The following is a 16,419-nucleotide window of genomic DNA, read 5'->3' on the forward strand; positions in this document are numbered from 1 at the left end:
CGTACGACAGGAAAGGGGTGGAGAGCATGAAGGCACTGCGCTGGCACGGTGCCCGCGATCTGCGGCTGGAGGAGGTGCCCGAGCCGGCCGAGCCGGGGCCGCACGAGGCGGTTCTCGAGGTGGCCTGGTGCGGGGTGTGCGGCACCGACCTGCACGAGTTCCTCGAAGGCCCGCACATGATCCGCGAGGGCCCGCATCCGCTCACCGGCGCCGCTCCACCGCTCGCCCTCGGCCACGAACTGAGCGGCACCGTTCTCGCGCTGGGTGCCGAGGTGCCCGGTGTCGCGGTCGGCGACCGGGTGACCGCCGACCCCGTCTGGCGGTGCGGCGTCTGCTTCTGGTGCGCGCGGGGCGAGTACCACATCTGCCCCAAGAGCGGCTCGGTCGGCCTCGCCTCGCCCGGTGCCTTCGCCGAGCGCGTCACGGTGCCGATCGCGGGGCTGACCAGGCTGCCCGACAACGTCAGCGACGAGATGGCGGCCGTGGCCGAACCCCTGGCCGTCGGCCTGCACGCCGTCACCCGGGCCGGTGTGCGGCCGGGCGACAACGTTCTCGTCGTGGGCGGCGGCCCGATCGGCGTCGCCGTGGTCCTCGCGGCCCGTATCGCCGGTGCGGCCGGGCTGTACGTGAGCGAGCCCCTCGCCGGGCGCCGGGAGCTGCTGCTCGATCTGGGCGTCACCGAGGCCTTCGACCCGCGCGAGACCGACGTGCGCCGTGAGGTGTTCCTGCGGACCGGCCGGATCGGCCCGGACGTCGTCATCGACGCGACCGGCGTGGCCGCGCTCGCGGCGCAGGCCGTCGCCACCGTCCGCCGCGGCGGACGGGTCGTGCTCGCCGGTGTCGGGCACGGCAGCGTCGAGTTCGACATGGGACAGCTCGTCTTCTACGAGCGTTCCGTGCTCGGCACCCTCGGCTACAACTTCGACATCCCCCGTGTGATCGATCTGATGAGCACCGGGCGCCTGGACGCCTCCGCCCTGATCACCGGACGTTTCTCGCTCTCGGACGGAGCCGGCGTCTTCGCCGACCTGGCCGCCGACCGGGCCCGGCACCTCAAGGTGCTCCTCACCCCGAAGGGACTGTGACATGGATTTCGACCTGCCGGAGGAAACCCGGGCGCTCCAGGACATGGTCCGCGAGTTCGCCGCCAAGGAGATCACCCCGAACGCGGCGGAATGGTCCGAGAACGAGCACTTCCCGACCGAGGTCTTCACCAAGCTGGGCGAACTCGGCCTGATGGGCATGCTCGTGCCCGAGGAGTACGGGGGCGCGGGCTCCGACACCGTCACCTACGTGGCCGTCATGGAGGAACTCGGCGCCGCCGACCAGTCGGTCGCCTCCTCCTGGAACGCCCACTCCACCATCGCCACCCTGCCCCTGCTGGCGTACGGCACCGAGGAGCAGAAGCAGCGCTGGCTCGCCCCGCTGGCCCGGGGCGAGGCCATCGGCGCCTTCGGCCTGACCGAGCCGGAGGCCGGGTCCGACGCCGCCGGCATCGCCACCACCGCCCGCCGGGCCGACGGCGGCTGGGTCCTCAACGGCACCAAGATGTTCATCACCAACGCCGGCACCGACATCAGCCAGGGCGTGACGCTGCTCGCCGTCACCGGCAAGGACGACGACGGGCGCAAGCGGTTCGCGACCTTCTACGTCCCGACCGGCACCCCCGGCTACACCGTCGGCCACAAGCTGAAGAAGCTGGGCTGGCACGCCATGGACACCCGGGAGCTGATCTTCGACGACTGCTGGATCCCGGACGACCACCTGATCGGCGAGGAGGGCGGCGGGCTGCGCCAGTTCCTGTCCGTCCTCGACAAGGGGCGGATCAGCGTCGCCGCGCTGGGGCTCTCACTGGCCAAGGCGGCGCTCGCCCTCGCCGTCAAGCACGCCTCGGAACGGCACCAGTTCGGCCGCCCGCTGTCCGACTTCCAGGCGATCGCGCACAAGATCGCCGACATCGGTACGGAGTTCGAGGCCGCCCGGTGCCTGGTCTACCGCGCCGCCTGGCTGGCCGACCAGGGCCGTCCGCACAGCACGGCGGCGGCCATGGCCAAGCTGTACGCCTCCGAGGTCGCCAACCGCGCCGCCTCCCAGGCGGTCCAGATCCACGGCGGCTACGGCTATGTGCGGGAGTCGGAGATCTCCCGCTTCTACGCCGACGCCAAGATCCTGGAGATCGGCGAGGGCACGAACGAGATCCAGCGCAATGTCATCGCCCGGGCGCTGGTACGGGAGGCGTGACGAGCGGGAGGGCCCGCGGCGCACCGCGGGCCCTCCTTCGTCAGCTTGCCAGCGAAGCCGGCTCCCACACCGCCTCGGGATCGAGCGGCAGGTCCGGCCGGTCGTGCTTGAACCGTGCGGCCTGCGCCTCGACGTCCGGCAGGGTCGTGCCGGGGGCCGCGAACCCGTGGAACAGGGTCGAGCAGTACTCCCGCGACAGGTCCGCGGCGCTCCAGCGGCCCTCCGGCTTGACCCACTGGTAGGTGTGGTTGTGCAGATTGAGGAACTGCAGGGTGGCCAGACGCGGGTGGACCGCGCGGAAGGTGCCCTCCTCGACGGCCTCCGTGAGCAGGCCCGTGACCAGCTGCTCGAAGTCGGAGCGCTGGCGCAGCAGAGTGTGCAGGTAGTCGCCGGTGAGGCTGCGGTAGTCGTGCTCGTAGACCCAGATGTGGTCGAGCCTGCGGTAGATGATCGTCAGCAGCGACTCCGACAGCAGGCGCAGCCGCAGCAGCGGCTCCTCGTCGAGGCCCGCGATCTCCCGGGCCCGGGCGAGCAGCGGAGCCATCACCCGGGACTGGATCTCGATCAGAAGGTTTTCCTTGGAGCCGATGTAGTAGTACAGCGCTCCCTTGGCGAGCCCGACCGCGCGGCCCAGGTCGTTGACGGAGGTCGCCGCGTAGCCCTGGCGGGCGAACAGTTCGGCGGCCGTGTCGATGATCTTCTGGCGCCTGACCTCGAAGTCCGGTCCGTGGCCCGGTGGGCGTGGCATGGCTTCTCCCCGCTGACGTCACCCTAGTTTGCTAGACCAAACGGTACATTAAAAAGACGGACGCAGACGGTACGCCGCCTGCGCGAGCATAGCGAGGACGCTCATGACTCAGGCACCGCAGTACACCGGCACAGGCGCCGGCTTCGTGGACGCGGAGCAGCTCGTGGAGATGTATCGCCGTATGCGCCGCATCCGGCGGTTCGAGGAGCGGGCGTCCGAGCTGTACAAGGCTACGGAGATCCCCGGCTTCCTGCACCTGTCGATCGGCCAGGAGGCCAGTGCCGTCGGCGCCTGCTGGCCGCTCGGCGCCCGCGACGGCATCACCTCCACCCACCGCGGCCACGGCCATGTCCTCGCCAAGGGTCTGGACAGCGCGTCGATGATGGCCGAGCTGATGGGCAAGGACGCGGGCACCTGTCACGGCCGCGGCGGCTCCATGCACATCGCCGACCCGGGCCTTGGCATCTACGGCGCCAACGGCATCGTCGGCGCCGGGCTGCCGATCGCCGCCGGGGTGGCGACCGCGGCCAAGCTGCGCGCCGCCGGTGACGTGGTGGTGGCGTTCTTCGGCGACGGGGCGGTCGCCCAGGGCATGTTCCACGAGGCCGTCAACCTGGCCGCCGTGTGGGATCTGCCGGTCGTCTTCCTCTGCGAGAACAACCACTACTCCGAGTTCTCGCCCGCCGCCGAACAGCACCGCGCCCCGCTCTCCGCCCGCGCCGCCGGGTACGGCATCGGCTACGAGCACGTCGACGGCAACGACGTACTGGAAGTGGCCCGGACCATGACCGACGTGGTGGAGCGGCTCCGGCGGGGCGGCGGGCCCGTCCTGGTCGAGGCCGAGACCTACCGCTGGCACGGCCACTACGAGGGCGACCCCGAGCGCTACCGCCCCGCCGAGGAGGTCGCCGCGGCCAAGGAGCGCGACCCGCTGCTGGTGGCGCGCCGGCACCTGGCGGCGGCGGGGGTGCCCGCGGCGCTGGCCGACGGGGTCGACGAGGAGATCGACAAGGAGATCGAGGCGGCCGTCGAGTGGGCCAGGAGCCTGCCCGAGCCCGCCCCCGAGACCCTGTACGACTATGTCTCGGCCCCGCGTCCGGCCATACCCGAGCCCGCCCCCGCCGACGGTGAGATCTTCCGGTCCATGGACGCCGTACGCCTGGCGCTGGAGCACGAACTCGAAGCCGATCCTTCGGTGTTCGTCGCGGGAATCGACGTCGGCGCGGGCGGCAACGTCTTCGGCCTCACCCGGGGCCTCGCGCAGGCGTTCCCCGGCCGGGTCCGGGACACGCCGATCAGCGAGAGCGCCATCGTCGGTACGGCGGTGGGGGCGGCCATGGCCGGGATGAAGCCCGTCGTGGAGATCATGTACATGGACTTCATCGGGGTCTGCCTGGACATGCTGCTCAACCAGGCCGCCAAGCTGCGCTTCATGACCGGCGGCCGGGCCTCCATGCCGCTGGTCGTCCGCACCCAGTTCGGCGCAGGGCGTTCCTCGGGCAGCCAGCACTCGCAGAGCCTGGAGGCGCTGCTCGCCCACATCCCCGGGCTGACCGTGGTGATGCCGTCCAACCCGGCCGACACCTACGGCCTGCTGCGCGCCGCCATCCAGGACCCGAACCCGGTGGTCTTCGTGGAGAACCGGCTCCAGTACGGCCTCAAGGGCCCGCGTCCGCCGGCCGACCACCTGGTCCCGCTGGGCAAGGCCAAGGTCGTCCGCGAGGGCACCGACATCACCGTGGTCTCCTGGTCGCGGATGGTCCAGGACTGCCTCGCCGCCGCACAGACGCTCGCCGCGGAGGGCGTGAGCGTCGAGGTGATCGACCTGCGGACCATCGCCCCGCTCGACCGCGAGACCGTCCTCGACTCCCTTGCCAAGACGAACCGGTTGGTCATCGCGCACGAGGCGGTACGGGACTTCGGCGTCGGCGCCGAACTGTCCGCCCTGGCGGTCGACGAGGGGTTCTGGCACCTGGACGCGCCGGTCACGCGGGTGGCCCCGCCTCCCGTGCCCGCGCCCTACGCTCCCTCGCTGGAGCGGGTGTGGCTGCCGTCGAAGGACACGATCGCCGAGACGCTGCGGCGGATCGCGGCGGTGTGAGCGCCCATGGGAAGGGCCCCCGGGATCTGATCCCGGGGGCCCTTCCCATGGAGCCGTCGGACGCTTGGAGCCGTCAGACGGTCGCGATCGGTGTCAGCGGGCTGCCCTGCGTCCCCGGAAGGTTCAGCGGGGGAGCCGTGAGCAGGAACCGGCTGCGGTTGTGCTCGCGCAGCCAGGTGGCGAGCTTGTCCAGGTACCACAGCTCGCCGAGCGGGACGCCCAGCTTGAAGAGGCACAGGTTGTGGATCGGGAGCAGCGTGTGCGGAGTCATGTCCGTGGGCGGCGGCATGCCCGGCCCCACCCCCTCGACGGCGTAGTTGTCCGCCACCAGTGCCGAGATCTGCGATTCGGCGATCCACTCCAGCAACGCCGGGTCGTGGGCGTCGAGGTACGAGCCGGTGGTGTGGATCGCCTCCGGGTCCGGGTCCTTGTTCCAGGCGAGGACCTGGGTGGCCATGCCGGTGTGCAGGAGGAGGACGTCACCGGGTTCGACGACGACGTTGTCCGCGGCCATGATCTCCTGGAGCGTCTTCAGGTTGACCGGCTGCCACTTGGTGCCCAGGTGATGGGCCAGGTCGACGAGGACGCCCCGGCCCTGAACCCCGTGCTCCGCCATGTGCTCCATGCCGAGGTGGCGGGCGAAGCTGAGGCTGCCGCTGCCGTCTCCCTTGGCGTCCTCCTGGGGACCGATGATGTCGACGCCGGGCCTGTACCCGTTGTAGTAGACCGGCTCGGCGACCCCGTCGCCGTCGGCGTCGAACTGCTCGCCCTGGTGGGAGAGGGAGTCCCACTGCGTCGAGTACTGCAGCCAGAGGGTCACCACGTCGTCGGACCACACGTCCGTGAAGATGGGCGCGATCTGCTCGCTCGCCACGACGTTGTAGAAGACGTCCTGCTTGTGCTCCAGGTCCTCGGTCGGCCTGAGGATCGGCGGGTACCGCCGCTGGTTCAGCGCCGTACCACCGGGATAGTCGAGCGGCAGACTCAGGCTGAAGGTGATCCCGTGCTCGACCTCACGCACCCCCTGGAGGACCTTCTCGCGGGTGATCAGGTTGATACGACCCAGCTCGTCGTCCTCACCCCAGTCGCCCCACGTCGAGCCCGGCGGACGCTGCTTCCAACGCTTCGTCACGATAACGCCTCCTTCGGCGACAGTCCCCGTCGACAGTCATCCCGCATGCTATTGAGATTGTACCGGTCGGTCAACAAATCGGGCTCCCGGGGCCTCCCTTTATCTTGGCCACGGCAATAGACTGAGTGGTCGAAAGGCATGGGAGGGTGCTGCGGCCGCGGCACGGACCCATTCGACTTGGGAGCGAAAATTGAGCGAATCCACACAGGCGTGGGTCGCGGCGGGCGTACGTGCCGTGCTCGGCGCGCACACCCAGGCGCAGGACGCCGGCCGGACCGACGACGTCGTCGCGCTGTACACGCCCGACGGAGTTCTGGAGCTGCCGGGCATGGATCCCGTCGAGGGGCACGACGCGCTCCGCGAGGCCTTCAAGGGGTGGGCTCCGACGCAGCCGCAGCTGCACATGGTGACCAACACCGTCGTCACCTCGTCGGCCGAGGGCGAGGCGACGGCGGTGAGCGACGTGGTCTTCTTCCAGCGCGGTGAGGCGGGCTGGGCGCCCCTGGTCGTCGGGCGCTACGACGACGAGCTGTGCCGGCGTGACGGCACGTGGCTGCTGCGGCGCAGGAAGACGACATACCAGGCATAGCGGCTCCATCTTCGCGCGAGCACCCCCCTCAGCCTTACCCGTCACCCGTTCAACCTTGGAGAGAGATGACCACGTCTTCCACCGACCTCGAGGCCTCGGTCACCGCGGCCGTACAGAGCGCCATCGCGGCCTACGCCCAGGCACTTGACGCCGGCCGGACCGATGACATCGCCGAGCTGTTCTGGTCCGACGGTGTCGCCGAGATCGCCGGCATCGCCACCTTCGAAGGCCAGGACGCGATACGAGAGGGCTTCGCGGGCTTCGCTCCGACGTCGCCGCAGCTGCACCTGACGGGCAACACCGTAGTCACCTCCTGGTCGGAGAAGGAGGCGACCGCGGTCAGCAACCTGGCGTTCTTCCAGCGCGGCGAGGCGGGCTGGGCGGTACAGCTCGTCGGGCGCTACGACGACACCCTGCGCCGGCAGGACGGCGAGTGGCGCTTCCAGCGGAGGGTCACGACCTTCCTGCCGTAGGAACCCCGATGCCCGCGCCCTCCCCGCCGCTCACGGCGGGGAGGGCGCGGGCATCCGCGCGTTCACCAAGAGGCTTCCGCGGCCTTGGCTTCCGTGGCCTTGGAGAAGACGAACGTCGAGTACTCCTCCTGCTTGACGGCGGTGATCGCCTCCTGGAGCGCCCACCGGCCCGTCGGGTTCAGCAGCTGCTTGACCGGCTTGCCGGGGATGTTGCCCCCGTAGAAGTAGCTGCTCTCCAGGAAGGAGGACATCTTGCTGTTGTTCATGCTGTCCGTCCACTCCTCCTCGGCGGCCCCGGACACCTCGATGGCGTCGTAACCGTTGTCGCGCGCGTGGACGATCGCGTCGGTGACGAGTTCCACCTGGTCGCCGGCGTACCGCGGGTTGTTGCCCGTCGCGCCGTGCGGCCCACCGGGGAAGAAGAAGTTCGGGAAGCCGGCCGACGCGACCCCGAGGTAGGTGCGCGGGCCGTCCGCCCAGTACTCCTTCAGCGGGAGGCCTTGACGGCCGACCACGCCCAGCCGGTTGAGCGCGCCCGTGCCGAAGTCGTAGCCGGTCGCCCAGATGATGATGTCGAACTCCTCGACACCCGCGGAGGTTTCGATCCCGTCCTCGGTGATGCGGGTGATCGGTGTCTCGTTGATGTCGACGAGGGAGACGTTCGGCTTGTTGTACGTCTCGTAGTAGCCGGTCCCGAAGGGGGGCCGCCGCCCGCCGTAGCCGTGCCCCTTGGGGATCAGCTTCGCCGCCGTCTCCGGGTCCTTGACGATGCTGCGGATCTTGTTGGCCATGAACTCGCACCACTCGGCGTTCACGGTCTCGTTCGTCAGCATGTCGTAGTAGTGCTCGGTCAGCTTGGTGAAGCCGGGACCGTTCCACCGCTCCTCGAAGAACGCCTGGCGCTGCTCCGGGCTGTCCTCGAGGCCGGAACGCATGGTGATCTGGTGCAGGAACCCGCTCGGCGAGGTGTTCAGCGTCTCGCGGATGGACTCGAAGTTCGCCTTGAGCTCCGCCTGCTCCTCGGGCGTGATCGGCCCGTTGTTGAGGGGGGTGAGCCAGTCGGCGTCCTTCTGGTAGACCGTCAGCTGGGCCACGTCGTCCGCGATCGCGGAGATGATCTGCACACCACTGGATCCGGTGCCGATCTGGGCCACCCGCTTGCCGGTGAAGTCGATGGGGGTCTTCGGCCAGCGGGAGGTGTGGTGCTGCTCGCCGCGGAAGTCGTCCCGTCCCGGGATGGCGGGGATGAACGGCACCGAGAGGTTGCCGGTCGCCGCGACGACGAAGCGGGCCCGGACCTCGGTGCCGTCACTGCCCCGCACGGCCCAGGTCGCGGTCGGCTCGTCGTAGACGGCCGAGGTCACCTTGACGCCCAGAGTGATGTCGCGTCGCAGGTCGAAGCGGTCGACCACGTAGTTGAAGTAGCGCTCGATCTCCGGCTGGCCCGCGAACCGCTCGGACCACTCCCACTCCTCCCACAGCTCCTTCGAGAACAGGTAGCCGTAGGTGTAGCTCTCGGAGTCGAAGCGTGCCTCGGGGTAGCGGTTCCAGTACCAGGTACCGCCCACGCCGGTGCCCGCCTCGAGCAGCCGTGCCGAGAACCCGGCCTCACGGGCGCGGTGCAGCTGGTAGATACCGGTGACGCCGGCCCCGACGACCAGGACGTCAACCTGGTCCGCCGGGCTCGTCTCCGGTGCCTTCGTCGATTCGCTCATGTGCCCTCCAACGTGACAGGGGCGGGTGCTCCGAGTGAGCCCGATTCATATTTCGACCGGTCGATCGAATATTCAGGCCCGAGCGTAGATGAGGGTGTGGGCCCGGGCAATGGGGAGGTTGCCAATGCGTTGTTGTGCTGTTTCCATTGATTGTACCGACCGCCTGGTCTAACTTTCGCTCAAGCGATGGACGCGAGTCGTACACCGGGAGATCAGCCATGAGCGCCAAAGACGTCACCGAGCCCACCGATCTGCGCAGCGCGGGCATGAAGGCCATGCGAGACGCGCTGCCCGGCGTGTTTCCCGAGGGCGACATCGACCTGCGGGACGGTCGCCTCGGTGAGGACATGGTCGAGATCGGCCTCACCAGCGTGTGGGGCGCCCTGTGGGCCCGCGAGGGACTCGGCAGTCGCGACCGCAGTCTGGTCACGCTCGGCATCCTGATCGCGCTGGGCGCCGAGACCGAGCTGAAGACCCATGTCCGGATCGCGCTCACCAACGGACTGACCAAGGACGAGATCGCCGAGGTCATCTACCACGCCGCCGGCTACGCCGGCTTCCCCCGCGCGACGGCGGCACGCACCGCCGCCCGCGAGGCACTGGGCGAGTAGTCCCGCCCGCCGGTCCCGCCGGGTGCCGGTCCTGACATCACGCACGAAGCGCAAAGGAGCGCCCATGTCCGGGTACTTGTCACTGGAAGGAAAGGTCGCCGTCGTCACCGGCGGCGCCCGCGGGATCGGGCAGGCGGTCGCGACCGTGCTCGCGGCCCGGGGTGCCGCGGTCTCGGTCTGGGACCTCAATCTCGAAGGCGCGGAGAAGACCGTCGCCGAGATCCAGGAGGCGGGCGGCAAGGCGATCGCCGTGGGCGGCGACGCGGCCGAGGCCACCGCCGTGGCCGCGGCTGCCGCCCGCACCCGCGACGAGCTGGGACCCGTCTCGGTCCTCGTCAACAACGCCGGGATCACTGCCTACGAGCCCTTCCTGAGCATCAGTGAGGCGTCCTGGGACCGCATGATGGGGATCAACCTCAAGGGTCCGTTCCTGGTGACCCGGCAGTTGGTGCCCGACATGCTCGCGGCCGGCTGGGGCCGGATCGTCAACATCTCCTCCTCGTCCGCACAGACCGGCGCGCCCGCCATGGCCCACTACGCGTCCTCCAAGGGCGGGGTCATCAGCCTGACCCGGGCGCTGGCGGTCGAGTACGCGGACAAGGGGATCACCGTCAACCACGTGCCGCCGGGGTTCATCGACACCCCGCTGGTGCGCGAGGGGCCGGTCGACGTCGAGAAGGCCGCGGCGATGATGCCGATGAAGCGGGCCGGGCAGCCGGCGGACGTCGCCCATGCCGTGGCCTACCTCGCCTCGGAGGAGGCCGCGTACGTCACCGGCCAGACCTTCAGCGTGAACGGCGGGCGCTACCTGGCGTGAGCCTGGCGTGAGCCCCATACACCTCTTCCGAACCCGGCAAGTTGATTGTACCGACCGTTAGGTCTATTTTTCAGTCAAGACCTGGCAAGTGATCCCGCGACGGAGCCGCGCATGAGCACCAAGGACCACACCCCGCAGTACAGCACCCGCGAGGTGGCCCGATGACGGCCCCGGCCCGTGTCCTCGTGGTCGGCGCGTCCGCCTCCGGACTGACCACGGCGGAGGCGCTGCGCCGCAAGGGGTACACCGGCGCGATCACGGTGCTCGGCGACGAGCCGCACGCGCCCTACGACCGGCCGCCCCTGTCCAAGCAGGTCCTCTCCGGCGCCTGGGAGCCGGAGCGGGCCGCGCTGCGGGCGGGGGAGGCGCTCACGGCGCTGGACGCCGAGTTCGTGCTCGGCGATCCGGCGGTCGCGCTGGACCCGGCGACCCGGACGGTGCGCAGCGGATCCGGGCGTGAGATCGAGGCCGACGCCATCGTGATCGCCACCGGCGTGCGGGCCCGGACGCTGCCGGGCCAGGACGGCCCGACCGGCGTCCATGTGCTGCGCTCGCTCGACCACGCGCTGGCCCTGCGCAAGGACCTGCTCGCCTCCGCGCGGCTGGTGGTCGTCGGCGAAGGCGTCCTCGGCTCCGAGATCGCGGCCACCGCGCGGACCCTGGGTCTGGACGTGACCCTGACCGGTCCGCTGGCGGCGCCGATGGCGTTGCAGGTGGGCCCGCTGGTGTCGGGACTGCTGGCGGACCTGCACACCCGGCAGGGGGTACGGCTGCGGCTGGGCACCGGTGTCGTGGGGCTCACCGGTGATGGGGGCACCTCCCGCGCGAGCGAAGCCGAGCGTGGGGGAGGGCGGGTCGCCGGTGTGGAACTGGGCACCGGCGAGGTGCTGCCGGCCGATGTGGTGGTCGTCGCGATCGGCGCCATCCCGGCGACGGACTGGCTCGCGGACAGCGGGCTCACCCTCGACAACGGCGTGGTCTGCGACTCCCGCTGCCGGGCCGCCGAGGGCATCTACGCCGTCGGCGACGTGGCCCGCTGGCACCATGAAGCGCTCGGCCGCCCGATCCGCCTGGAGAACCGGACGAACGCCACCGAGCAGGCCATGGCCGTGGCCGGGGCGATCCTCGGCGAGGACCGGCCGTACGCGCCGGTGCCGTACTTCTGGACCGACCAGTTCGACGCGAAGCTCATGGTGCACGGGTTCCTTCCCGCCGACGCCGAAGTGGACGTCGTCGAGGGGGACTTGACGGCCCGTCGCTTCGTCGCCCGCTACCGCAGCGAGGGCCGGGTCACCGGTGTCCTCGGCTGGAACATGCCCAAGCAGACCCGTCTGCGCCGCCAGGAGGTCGTCGACGCCCTCCAGGCCCCAGCTCCCACCCACTGAAAGTTCAGGAGAGTCCCATGAAGGTCGTCGTCGACGAGGAGAAGTGCGTCGCCGCCGGACAGTGCGTGTCCGCCGCCATGGACGTGTTCGACCAGCGCGAGGAGGACGGCATCGTCATCGTCCTTAACGAGAACCCGCCGCCGGAGCTGGCCGACGACGTCCGCAACGCGGCGGCCGTCTGCCCCGCGCTGGCCATCCGTATCGAGGAGTAGCGGCTCCCGCCCCGAACTTCCCCCGTTCCCCCCACACCACTGGAGGAGAGACCATGGCCGAGGCAGACACCCGACTTGCCCCCGACGAGGCGGTCTACGGCTATCAGGACGACCGGGACGCCAAATGCCCCTTCGCCCCGCCGCCCGGGCTGCGCGCCCTGAACGAGAAGGCTCCCGTGTCCCGGGGCCGGATCTGGGACGGCAGCACCCCGTGGCTCGTCACCGGCCACGCCGCGCAGCGGGCCATCCTGTCCGACCCCCGGGTGAGCTCGAACGACAAGCAGGCCGGGTTCCCGTACCCGAACCAGGCCATGGCGGAGAACGCCCACCACCACCCGCTCACGATCTTCAACGCGGACGGCGCCGACCACACCCGGATCCGCCGCATGATGACGCGCCCCTTCACGCGCCCTCGGATGGAGGCGCTGCGGCCGGAGATCCAGAAGTTCACCGACGACCTCATCGACAAGATGCTGGCGGGCCCCAAGCCGGTGGACCTCGTGACCGCGCTGGCGCTGCCGCTGCCCTCGCTGATGATCTGCGCGCTGCTCGGTGTGCCGTACTCGGACCACGACTTCTTCCAGGAGCACGCCTCCCTCGCCACCAGGAGCGACAAGACCGCCGAGGACGACCAGCGGGCGATGGCGGCGCTGGGCGGTTACCTGGCCAAGCTGATCCGGTCCAAGGTCGAGGAGCCGGCCGACGACGTGCTCTCGGACTTCGCCGCGCGGGTCAAGGCGGAGGAGCTCACCCTGCCCGAGGCCACCATGCTGGCCATGATCCTGCTGATCGCCGGTCACGAGACCAGCGCGACCATGATCACGCTGGGTACCGCCCTGCTGCTGGAGAACCCCGAGGAGCTGGCACGGCTGCGTGAGATCGACGACACGAAGGCCGTCGCGGGCGCCGTCGAGGAGATCCTGCGCTACCTGAGCGTCGCGCAGTTCGGTCAGCGACGGATCGCCAGTGAGGACTTCGAGTTCGAGGGCGTGGACATCAAGGCCGGGGACGGCATCGTCGTCCCGCTGCCCGCCGGCAACTGGGACGCGCAGGCGTTCCCCGACCCGGAGAAGCTCGACCTCACCCGGGACGCACGCCACCACCACGCGTTCGGCTGGGGCATCCACCAGTGCCTCGGCCAGCAGCTCGCCCGCATCGAGCTCCAGGTCGTCTACGGCACGCTCTACCGGCGCGTTCCGACCCTGCGCCTGGCGGTCGACCGCGACGAGCTCGTGTTCCGCCCGAGCGACTCGCTCGCCGCCGGCATCCGTGAGCTGCCGGTCACCTGGTAAATCGCACCCGCCCCGCACTTCAACAGGAGTCACACATGAGTGAGTTCAGCTTCGACGGACGCGTTGCGGTCGTCACCGGCGCCGGCCGTGGCATCGGCCGGGCACACGCCCGGCTCCTGGCGGAGCGCGGGGCGAAGGTCGTCGTCAACGACCTGGGCGGATCGATGGAGGGCGAGGGCGCCGACACCGGGCCCGCGCAGAAGGTCGTCGAGGAGATCCGCGCCGCCGGCGGCACCGCCGTGGCCGACACCCACGACGTGTCCACCCAGGAGGGCGGGGAGGCGATCATCGGCTCCGCGCTCGAGAACTTCGGCCGCATAGACGTCGTCGTCAACAACGCGGGCATCATCCGGTGGGCCGGGCTGCCCGAGGTCGACGCCGAGAACCTCGAACGCCACCTCGCCGTCCACCTCATCGGTTCCTTCAACACGATGCGGGCCGCCTGGCCGCACTTCGTCGAGCAGAGCTACGGCAGGGTCGTCCTGACCACCTCCAGCGGCATGTTCGGTCTCGACAACAACCTGTCGTACGCGGCCGCGAAGGCGGGCACCGTCGGCCTCGCCCGCAGTGCCAAGCTGGCCGGCGAGCCGCACGGCATCAAGGTCAACCTGATCGCGCCGGCGGCCATGACGCGGATGGGCGGCGGCAGCGCCGAGGACGAGGACGCACCGTCGGCGCCGGGCATGCCGTACATGCCCTCGGACGCGGTGGCGCCGATGGTCGCGTACCTCGCCCACGAGAGCTGCCCGGTCAGCGGGGAGATCTACACGGCCGGAGCCGGCCGCTTCGCGCGCCTCTTCCTCGCTTCCACCGAGGGCTACGTCCACGAGGACGGCCCGGCCACCGTCGAGGACGTGGCCCGGAACTGGGACGCGATCAACGACGAGAAGGGCTACTACGTGCCGTCCGACCTGATGGCGTGGTCCGGTTCCTTCCTCAAGCACCAGTTCTAGGAGCCTCACAGGAGCGCAACCGGCAAGCCGTGCCCCCGCTCGGCGACCGGACCCCGGAGGCGTCCGGCGACGAACTCGTCGTGGTCCCGGAGCCGGGCGAACGGTGGCGGCCGGGCGCGGTCGCGGACGGCCGGCACATGCCCTTCGGTACCCGGCCGTACGCCCGCGATCTTGCCCGGTCCGCCGGGATGCCGGGCGACGAGCCGAACGGGGGCAGCGACCAGAGCCGTCCGTGGCCGCTGTCCGGCCGGGGCCCGGCGGGTGTGGTCCGGGCGGCCTTCGCCCTCTCAGGAGGCGCCTTCGCGTGACCTGTCGAACGGACGGTCGCCGGGTCGAAGGCGACCCCGGCCCGTCCCACTCGCCGGACGCCCATGCGCCGGACCGCATCGGGCACCTGGCGAGGAAGTCCGCCGCAAGTTGCCGCTTACGCGCCCGTGGATCCGGCCCCGCGACGAGATCCGAGCCGGAGAACGTCGAGCGCGGTGAGCGCCACATGCAGTTCGGTGCGCTGTTCGCCGGATTCGAGGTCGCGGTCGAGGAGGCGCTCGATGGTGCGCAGACGTTGGTAGACGGTCTCCCGGGAGAGGCCGCCGCGGCGTGCGGCGGTCGTCTTGTTGCCTGCCGCGTCCAGGTAGTGGCGCAGGGTCGTCAGCAGATCGGTGCCGTGCCGGGTGTCGTGGTCGATCAGGGGGCCGAGCTGCCGTTCGGCGTAGTCCTGGATCCGGGTGTCCTCGCGCAGTGCGTACAGCAGGCGGCGCAGCCCGATGTCGGACAGCTCGTGGAAGGCGCGGTCCGCGGGGAGTGGCTGGCCCGGCACGGTGGCCTCGGCGACGCGGCCCGCCTGGTGGAAGGAGCGGGCCGCGTCGGAGAGGTCCGGGACCTCGGAGCCGACGCTCACGACCGCCTGCGGGGCCAGATCCAGCACGGTCCGGCTCAGCCGTGCGGCGACGGGACGCCACTTCTGCGAGGGGCCCAGGGCCAGCAGGACGCCGAGGCGGCCGGGGGCCAGCTCGCCGACGAGTGCCGGGACTCCCGCGGTCCGGAGCTCCTGGGACACCCGGGTCTCCGGTCCGGAGGCCGGGTGTCCCGCGCCCAGGTCGACGAGGATCGCCAGGAAGCCGCGGCCGTCCTCGCAGGGCAGGCCGAGCGCGGCGCAGCGGGCGCGGGCGTCCCCGGGGGAGCGGTGGCGCTGTTCGACCAGGTCGCGCAGGGCGTTGCGGTGTGCCGTGTGTTCCCAGGACGTGGGGTGGATGAGGCGGGCAACGGTCAGGGCCATCGCCGTTCTCTCCAGAACGGTGCGGTGTTCCGGCCCGAAAGCCGGCCCGATGCCCGGCGCGGGGAGCATGACCACGTGGCCCCAGCGTTCGCCCTGGTACTCCACGGGCGCGACGAGCCGGCCCTCGGGCTCACGCCCGCCCACGTGGTCGCCGCGCGCGGTCGCCCGGGAGCGCTGCTCCCAGTCCGTGAGCGCGTCTTCGACCGTGCTTCCGGAGGGCTCGCAGATCAGCGCCTGGTGTACGAGGTTCTCCAGGACGACGGTGTGTCCGCTCATCTCCGCCGCGGCGCGTACGACGTCCTCGGGGCCGGCACCGCGCAGCGTCAGGGCGGTGAACGCCTCGTGGATGCGCTGGGCCCGGCGCATCGCGTCCGCCTGGTTGCCGAGGATGAGGGCGTGGACCACCTGGGTGACCTCAAGGAAGTTGACGTCCCTGGCCAGCGTGACGAGTGGCAGGCCGCGGGCACGGCAGGCGTGGACGAGCGGCTCGGGCGGGCGGTGGTAGCGCCGTACGAGTTCGATGACCAGGGCCGTGGCGCCGACGTCGGCGAGTTCGTCGACGTACCGGCGTACGCCCGCCGCGTCCTCGGGCAGGGGCATGCCGGTGGTCAGGACGAGTTCGCCGCCCTTGAGGAAGGAGGCGGGGTCGGTCAGTTCGGTGATGTGGACCCAGCGGACCGGCCGGTCGAGGAGGAGCGCCCCGGTGACGACCTGCGGCTGTCCCGCGGCAAGGACGGGGAGCGCCAGGACGTCGGAGACGGTGAGGGGTCGGCCGTTCGTGGGCGGGTCCGTGCCGGGCGGCCGGGCCGTCCCGTCGTCGCTCATGGTGCCTCCCTGTGTGCCCGGACACTGTGACAAGCGGGGCTGACCTGCG

General features: G+C 70.8%; 16 protein-coding genes. 12 read left to right on the forward strand and 4 right to left on the reverse strand.

From position 1 onward, the window contains the following. Window positions 1-26: 26 nt before the first annotated feature. Window positions 27-1,085 (forward strand): 2,3-butanediol dehydrogenase, encoded by a 1,059-nt coding sequence (locus tag ADK57_RS33570; RefSeq protein WP_053753502.1) that lies wholly within the window; start codon window positions 27-29, stop codon window positions 1,083-1,085. 1 nt (window position 1,086) lies between these two features. Beyond that, the gene (locus ADK57_RS33575; RefSeq protein WP_053753423.1) at window positions 1,087-2,241 is read left to right on the forward strand and encodes an acyl-CoA dehydrogenase family protein; all 1,155 of its coding nucleotides are present in this window, start codon (window positions 1,087-1,089) and stop codon (window positions 2,239-2,241) included. Between the two features lie 40 nt (window positions 2,242-2,281). Here ADK57_RS33575 and ADK57_RS33580 read toward each other — a convergent pair whose 3' ends face one another. After that, complete coding sequence (locus ADK57_RS33580; RefSeq protein WP_053753424.1) at window positions 2,282-2,989, reverse strand: TetR/AcrR family transcriptional regulator; 708 nt, start codon at window positions 2,987-2,989, stop codon at window positions 2,282-2,284. A gap of 103 nt (window positions 2,990-3,092) precedes the next feature. Here ADK57_RS33580 and ADK57_RS33585 point away from each other — a divergent pair, with 103 nt between their 5' ends. Next, complete coding sequence (locus tag ADK57_RS33585; protein ID WP_053753425.1) at window positions 3,093-5,090, forward strand: alpha-ketoacid dehydrogenase subunit alpha/beta; 1,998 nt, start codon at window positions 3,093-3,095, stop codon at window positions 5,088-5,090. Window positions 5,091-5,163: 73 nt separating this feature from the next. Here ADK57_RS33585 and ADK57_RS33590 read toward each other — a convergent pair whose 3' ends face one another. Then, the gene (locus tag ADK57_RS33590) at window positions 5,164-6,222 is read right to left on the reverse strand and encodes a cyclase family protein (protein ID WP_053753426.1); all 1,059 of its coding nucleotides are present in this window, start codon (window positions 6,220-6,222) and stop codon (window positions 5,164-5,166) included. A gap of 190 nt (window positions 6,223-6,412) precedes the next feature. On the opposite strand from ADK57_RS33590, the gene ADK57_RS33595 reads away from it, so the two are divergent. Together ADK57_RS33595 and ADK57_RS33600 are read left to right on the forward strand one after the other, a co-directional pair. Beyond that, on the forward strand, window positions 6,413-6,811 hold the full coding sequence (locus ADK57_RS33595; RefSeq protein ID WP_053753427.1) for a nuclear transport factor 2 family protein: 399 nt from the start codon (window positions 6,413-6,415) through the stop codon (window positions 6,809-6,811). A 65-nt stretch (window positions 6,812-6,876) separates the two neighbouring features. Continuing rightward, window positions 6,877-7,284: a nuclear transport factor 2 family protein gene (locus ADK57_RS33600; RefSeq protein WP_053753428.1), complete on the forward strand. Its 408-nt coding sequence runs from the start codon at window positions 6,877-6,879 to the stop codon at window positions 7,282-7,284. A 62-nt stretch (window positions 7,285-7,346) separates the two neighbouring features. On the opposite strand, the gene ADK57_RS33605 is transcribed toward ADK57_RS33600, so the two are convergent. Further along, on the reverse strand, window positions 7,347-8,999 hold the full coding sequence (locus ADK57_RS33605) for a flavin-containing monooxygenase (protein ID WP_053753429.1): 1,653 nt from the start codon (window positions 8,997-8,999) through the stop codon (window positions 7,347-7,349). A gap of 218 nt (window positions 9,000-9,217) precedes the next feature. On the opposite strand from ADK57_RS33605, the gene ADK57_RS33610 reads away from it, so the two are divergent. The 7 genes from ADK57_RS33610 (at window position 9,218) to ADK57_RS33640 (ending at window position 14,577) form a co-directional block, all read left to right on the forward strand. Continuing rightward, a complete protein-coding gene (locus tag ADK57_RS33610; protein ID WP_053753430.1) occupies window positions 9,218-9,610 on the forward strand; it encodes a carboxymuconolactone decarboxylase family protein in 393 nt (130 codons plus the stop codon). A gap of 64 nt (window positions 9,611-9,674) precedes the next feature. Further along, entirely contained in the window at window positions 9,675-10,427 is a 753-nt protein-coding gene (locus ADK57_RS33615; protein ID WP_053753431.1) for an SDR family NAD(P)-dependent oxidoreductase, read from the forward strand. Between the two features lie 161 nt (window positions 10,428-10,588). Next, window positions 10,589-11,812 carry an NAD(P)/FAD-dependent oxidoreductase gene (locus tag ADK57_RS33620; RefSeq protein WP_053753432.1) on the forward strand — a complete coding sequence of 408 codons (1,224 nt, stop codon included), beginning with the start codon at window positions 10,589-10,591 and terminating at the stop codon, window positions 11,810-11,812. Between the two features lie 17 nt (window positions 11,813-11,829). Continuing rightward, entirely contained in the window at window positions 11,830-12,024 is a 195-nt protein-coding gene (locus ADK57_RS33625) for a ferredoxin (protein ID WP_053753433.1), read from the forward strand. A gap of 53 nt (window positions 12,025-12,077) precedes the next feature. Continuing rightward, a complete protein-coding gene (locus tag ADK57_RS33630; RefSeq protein ID WP_053753434.1) occupies window positions 12,078-13,316 on the forward strand; it encodes a cytochrome P450 in 1,239 nt (412 codons plus the stop codon). Between the two features lie 35 nt (window positions 13,317-13,351). Then, a complete protein-coding gene (locus ADK57_RS33635) occupies window positions 13,352-14,269 on the forward strand; it encodes an SDR family NAD(P)-dependent oxidoreductase (protein WP_053753435.1) in 918 nt (305 codons plus the stop codon). A 29-nt stretch (window positions 14,270-14,298) separates the two neighbouring features. Then, window positions 14,299-14,577: a hypothetical protein gene (locus ADK57_RS33640; protein ID WP_053753436.1), complete on the forward strand. Its 279-nt coding sequence runs from the start codon at window positions 14,299-14,301 to the stop codon at window positions 14,575-14,577. A 116-nt stretch (window positions 14,578-14,693) separates the two neighbouring features. Here ADK57_RS33640 and ADK57_RS33645 read toward each other — a convergent pair whose 3' ends face one another. After that, entirely contained in the window at window positions 14,694-16,370 is a 1,677-nt protein-coding gene (locus ADK57_RS33645) for a PucR family transcriptional regulator (RefSeq protein ID WP_053753437.1), read from the reverse strand. Between the last annotated feature and the right edge of the window lie 49 nt (window positions 16,371-16,419).

Origin of the sequence: Streptomyces sp. MMG1533, from assembly GCF_001279775.1 — a bacterium.
Taxonomy (GTDB): Bacteria; Actinomycetota; Actinomycetes; order Streptomycetales; family Streptomycetaceae; genus Streptomyces.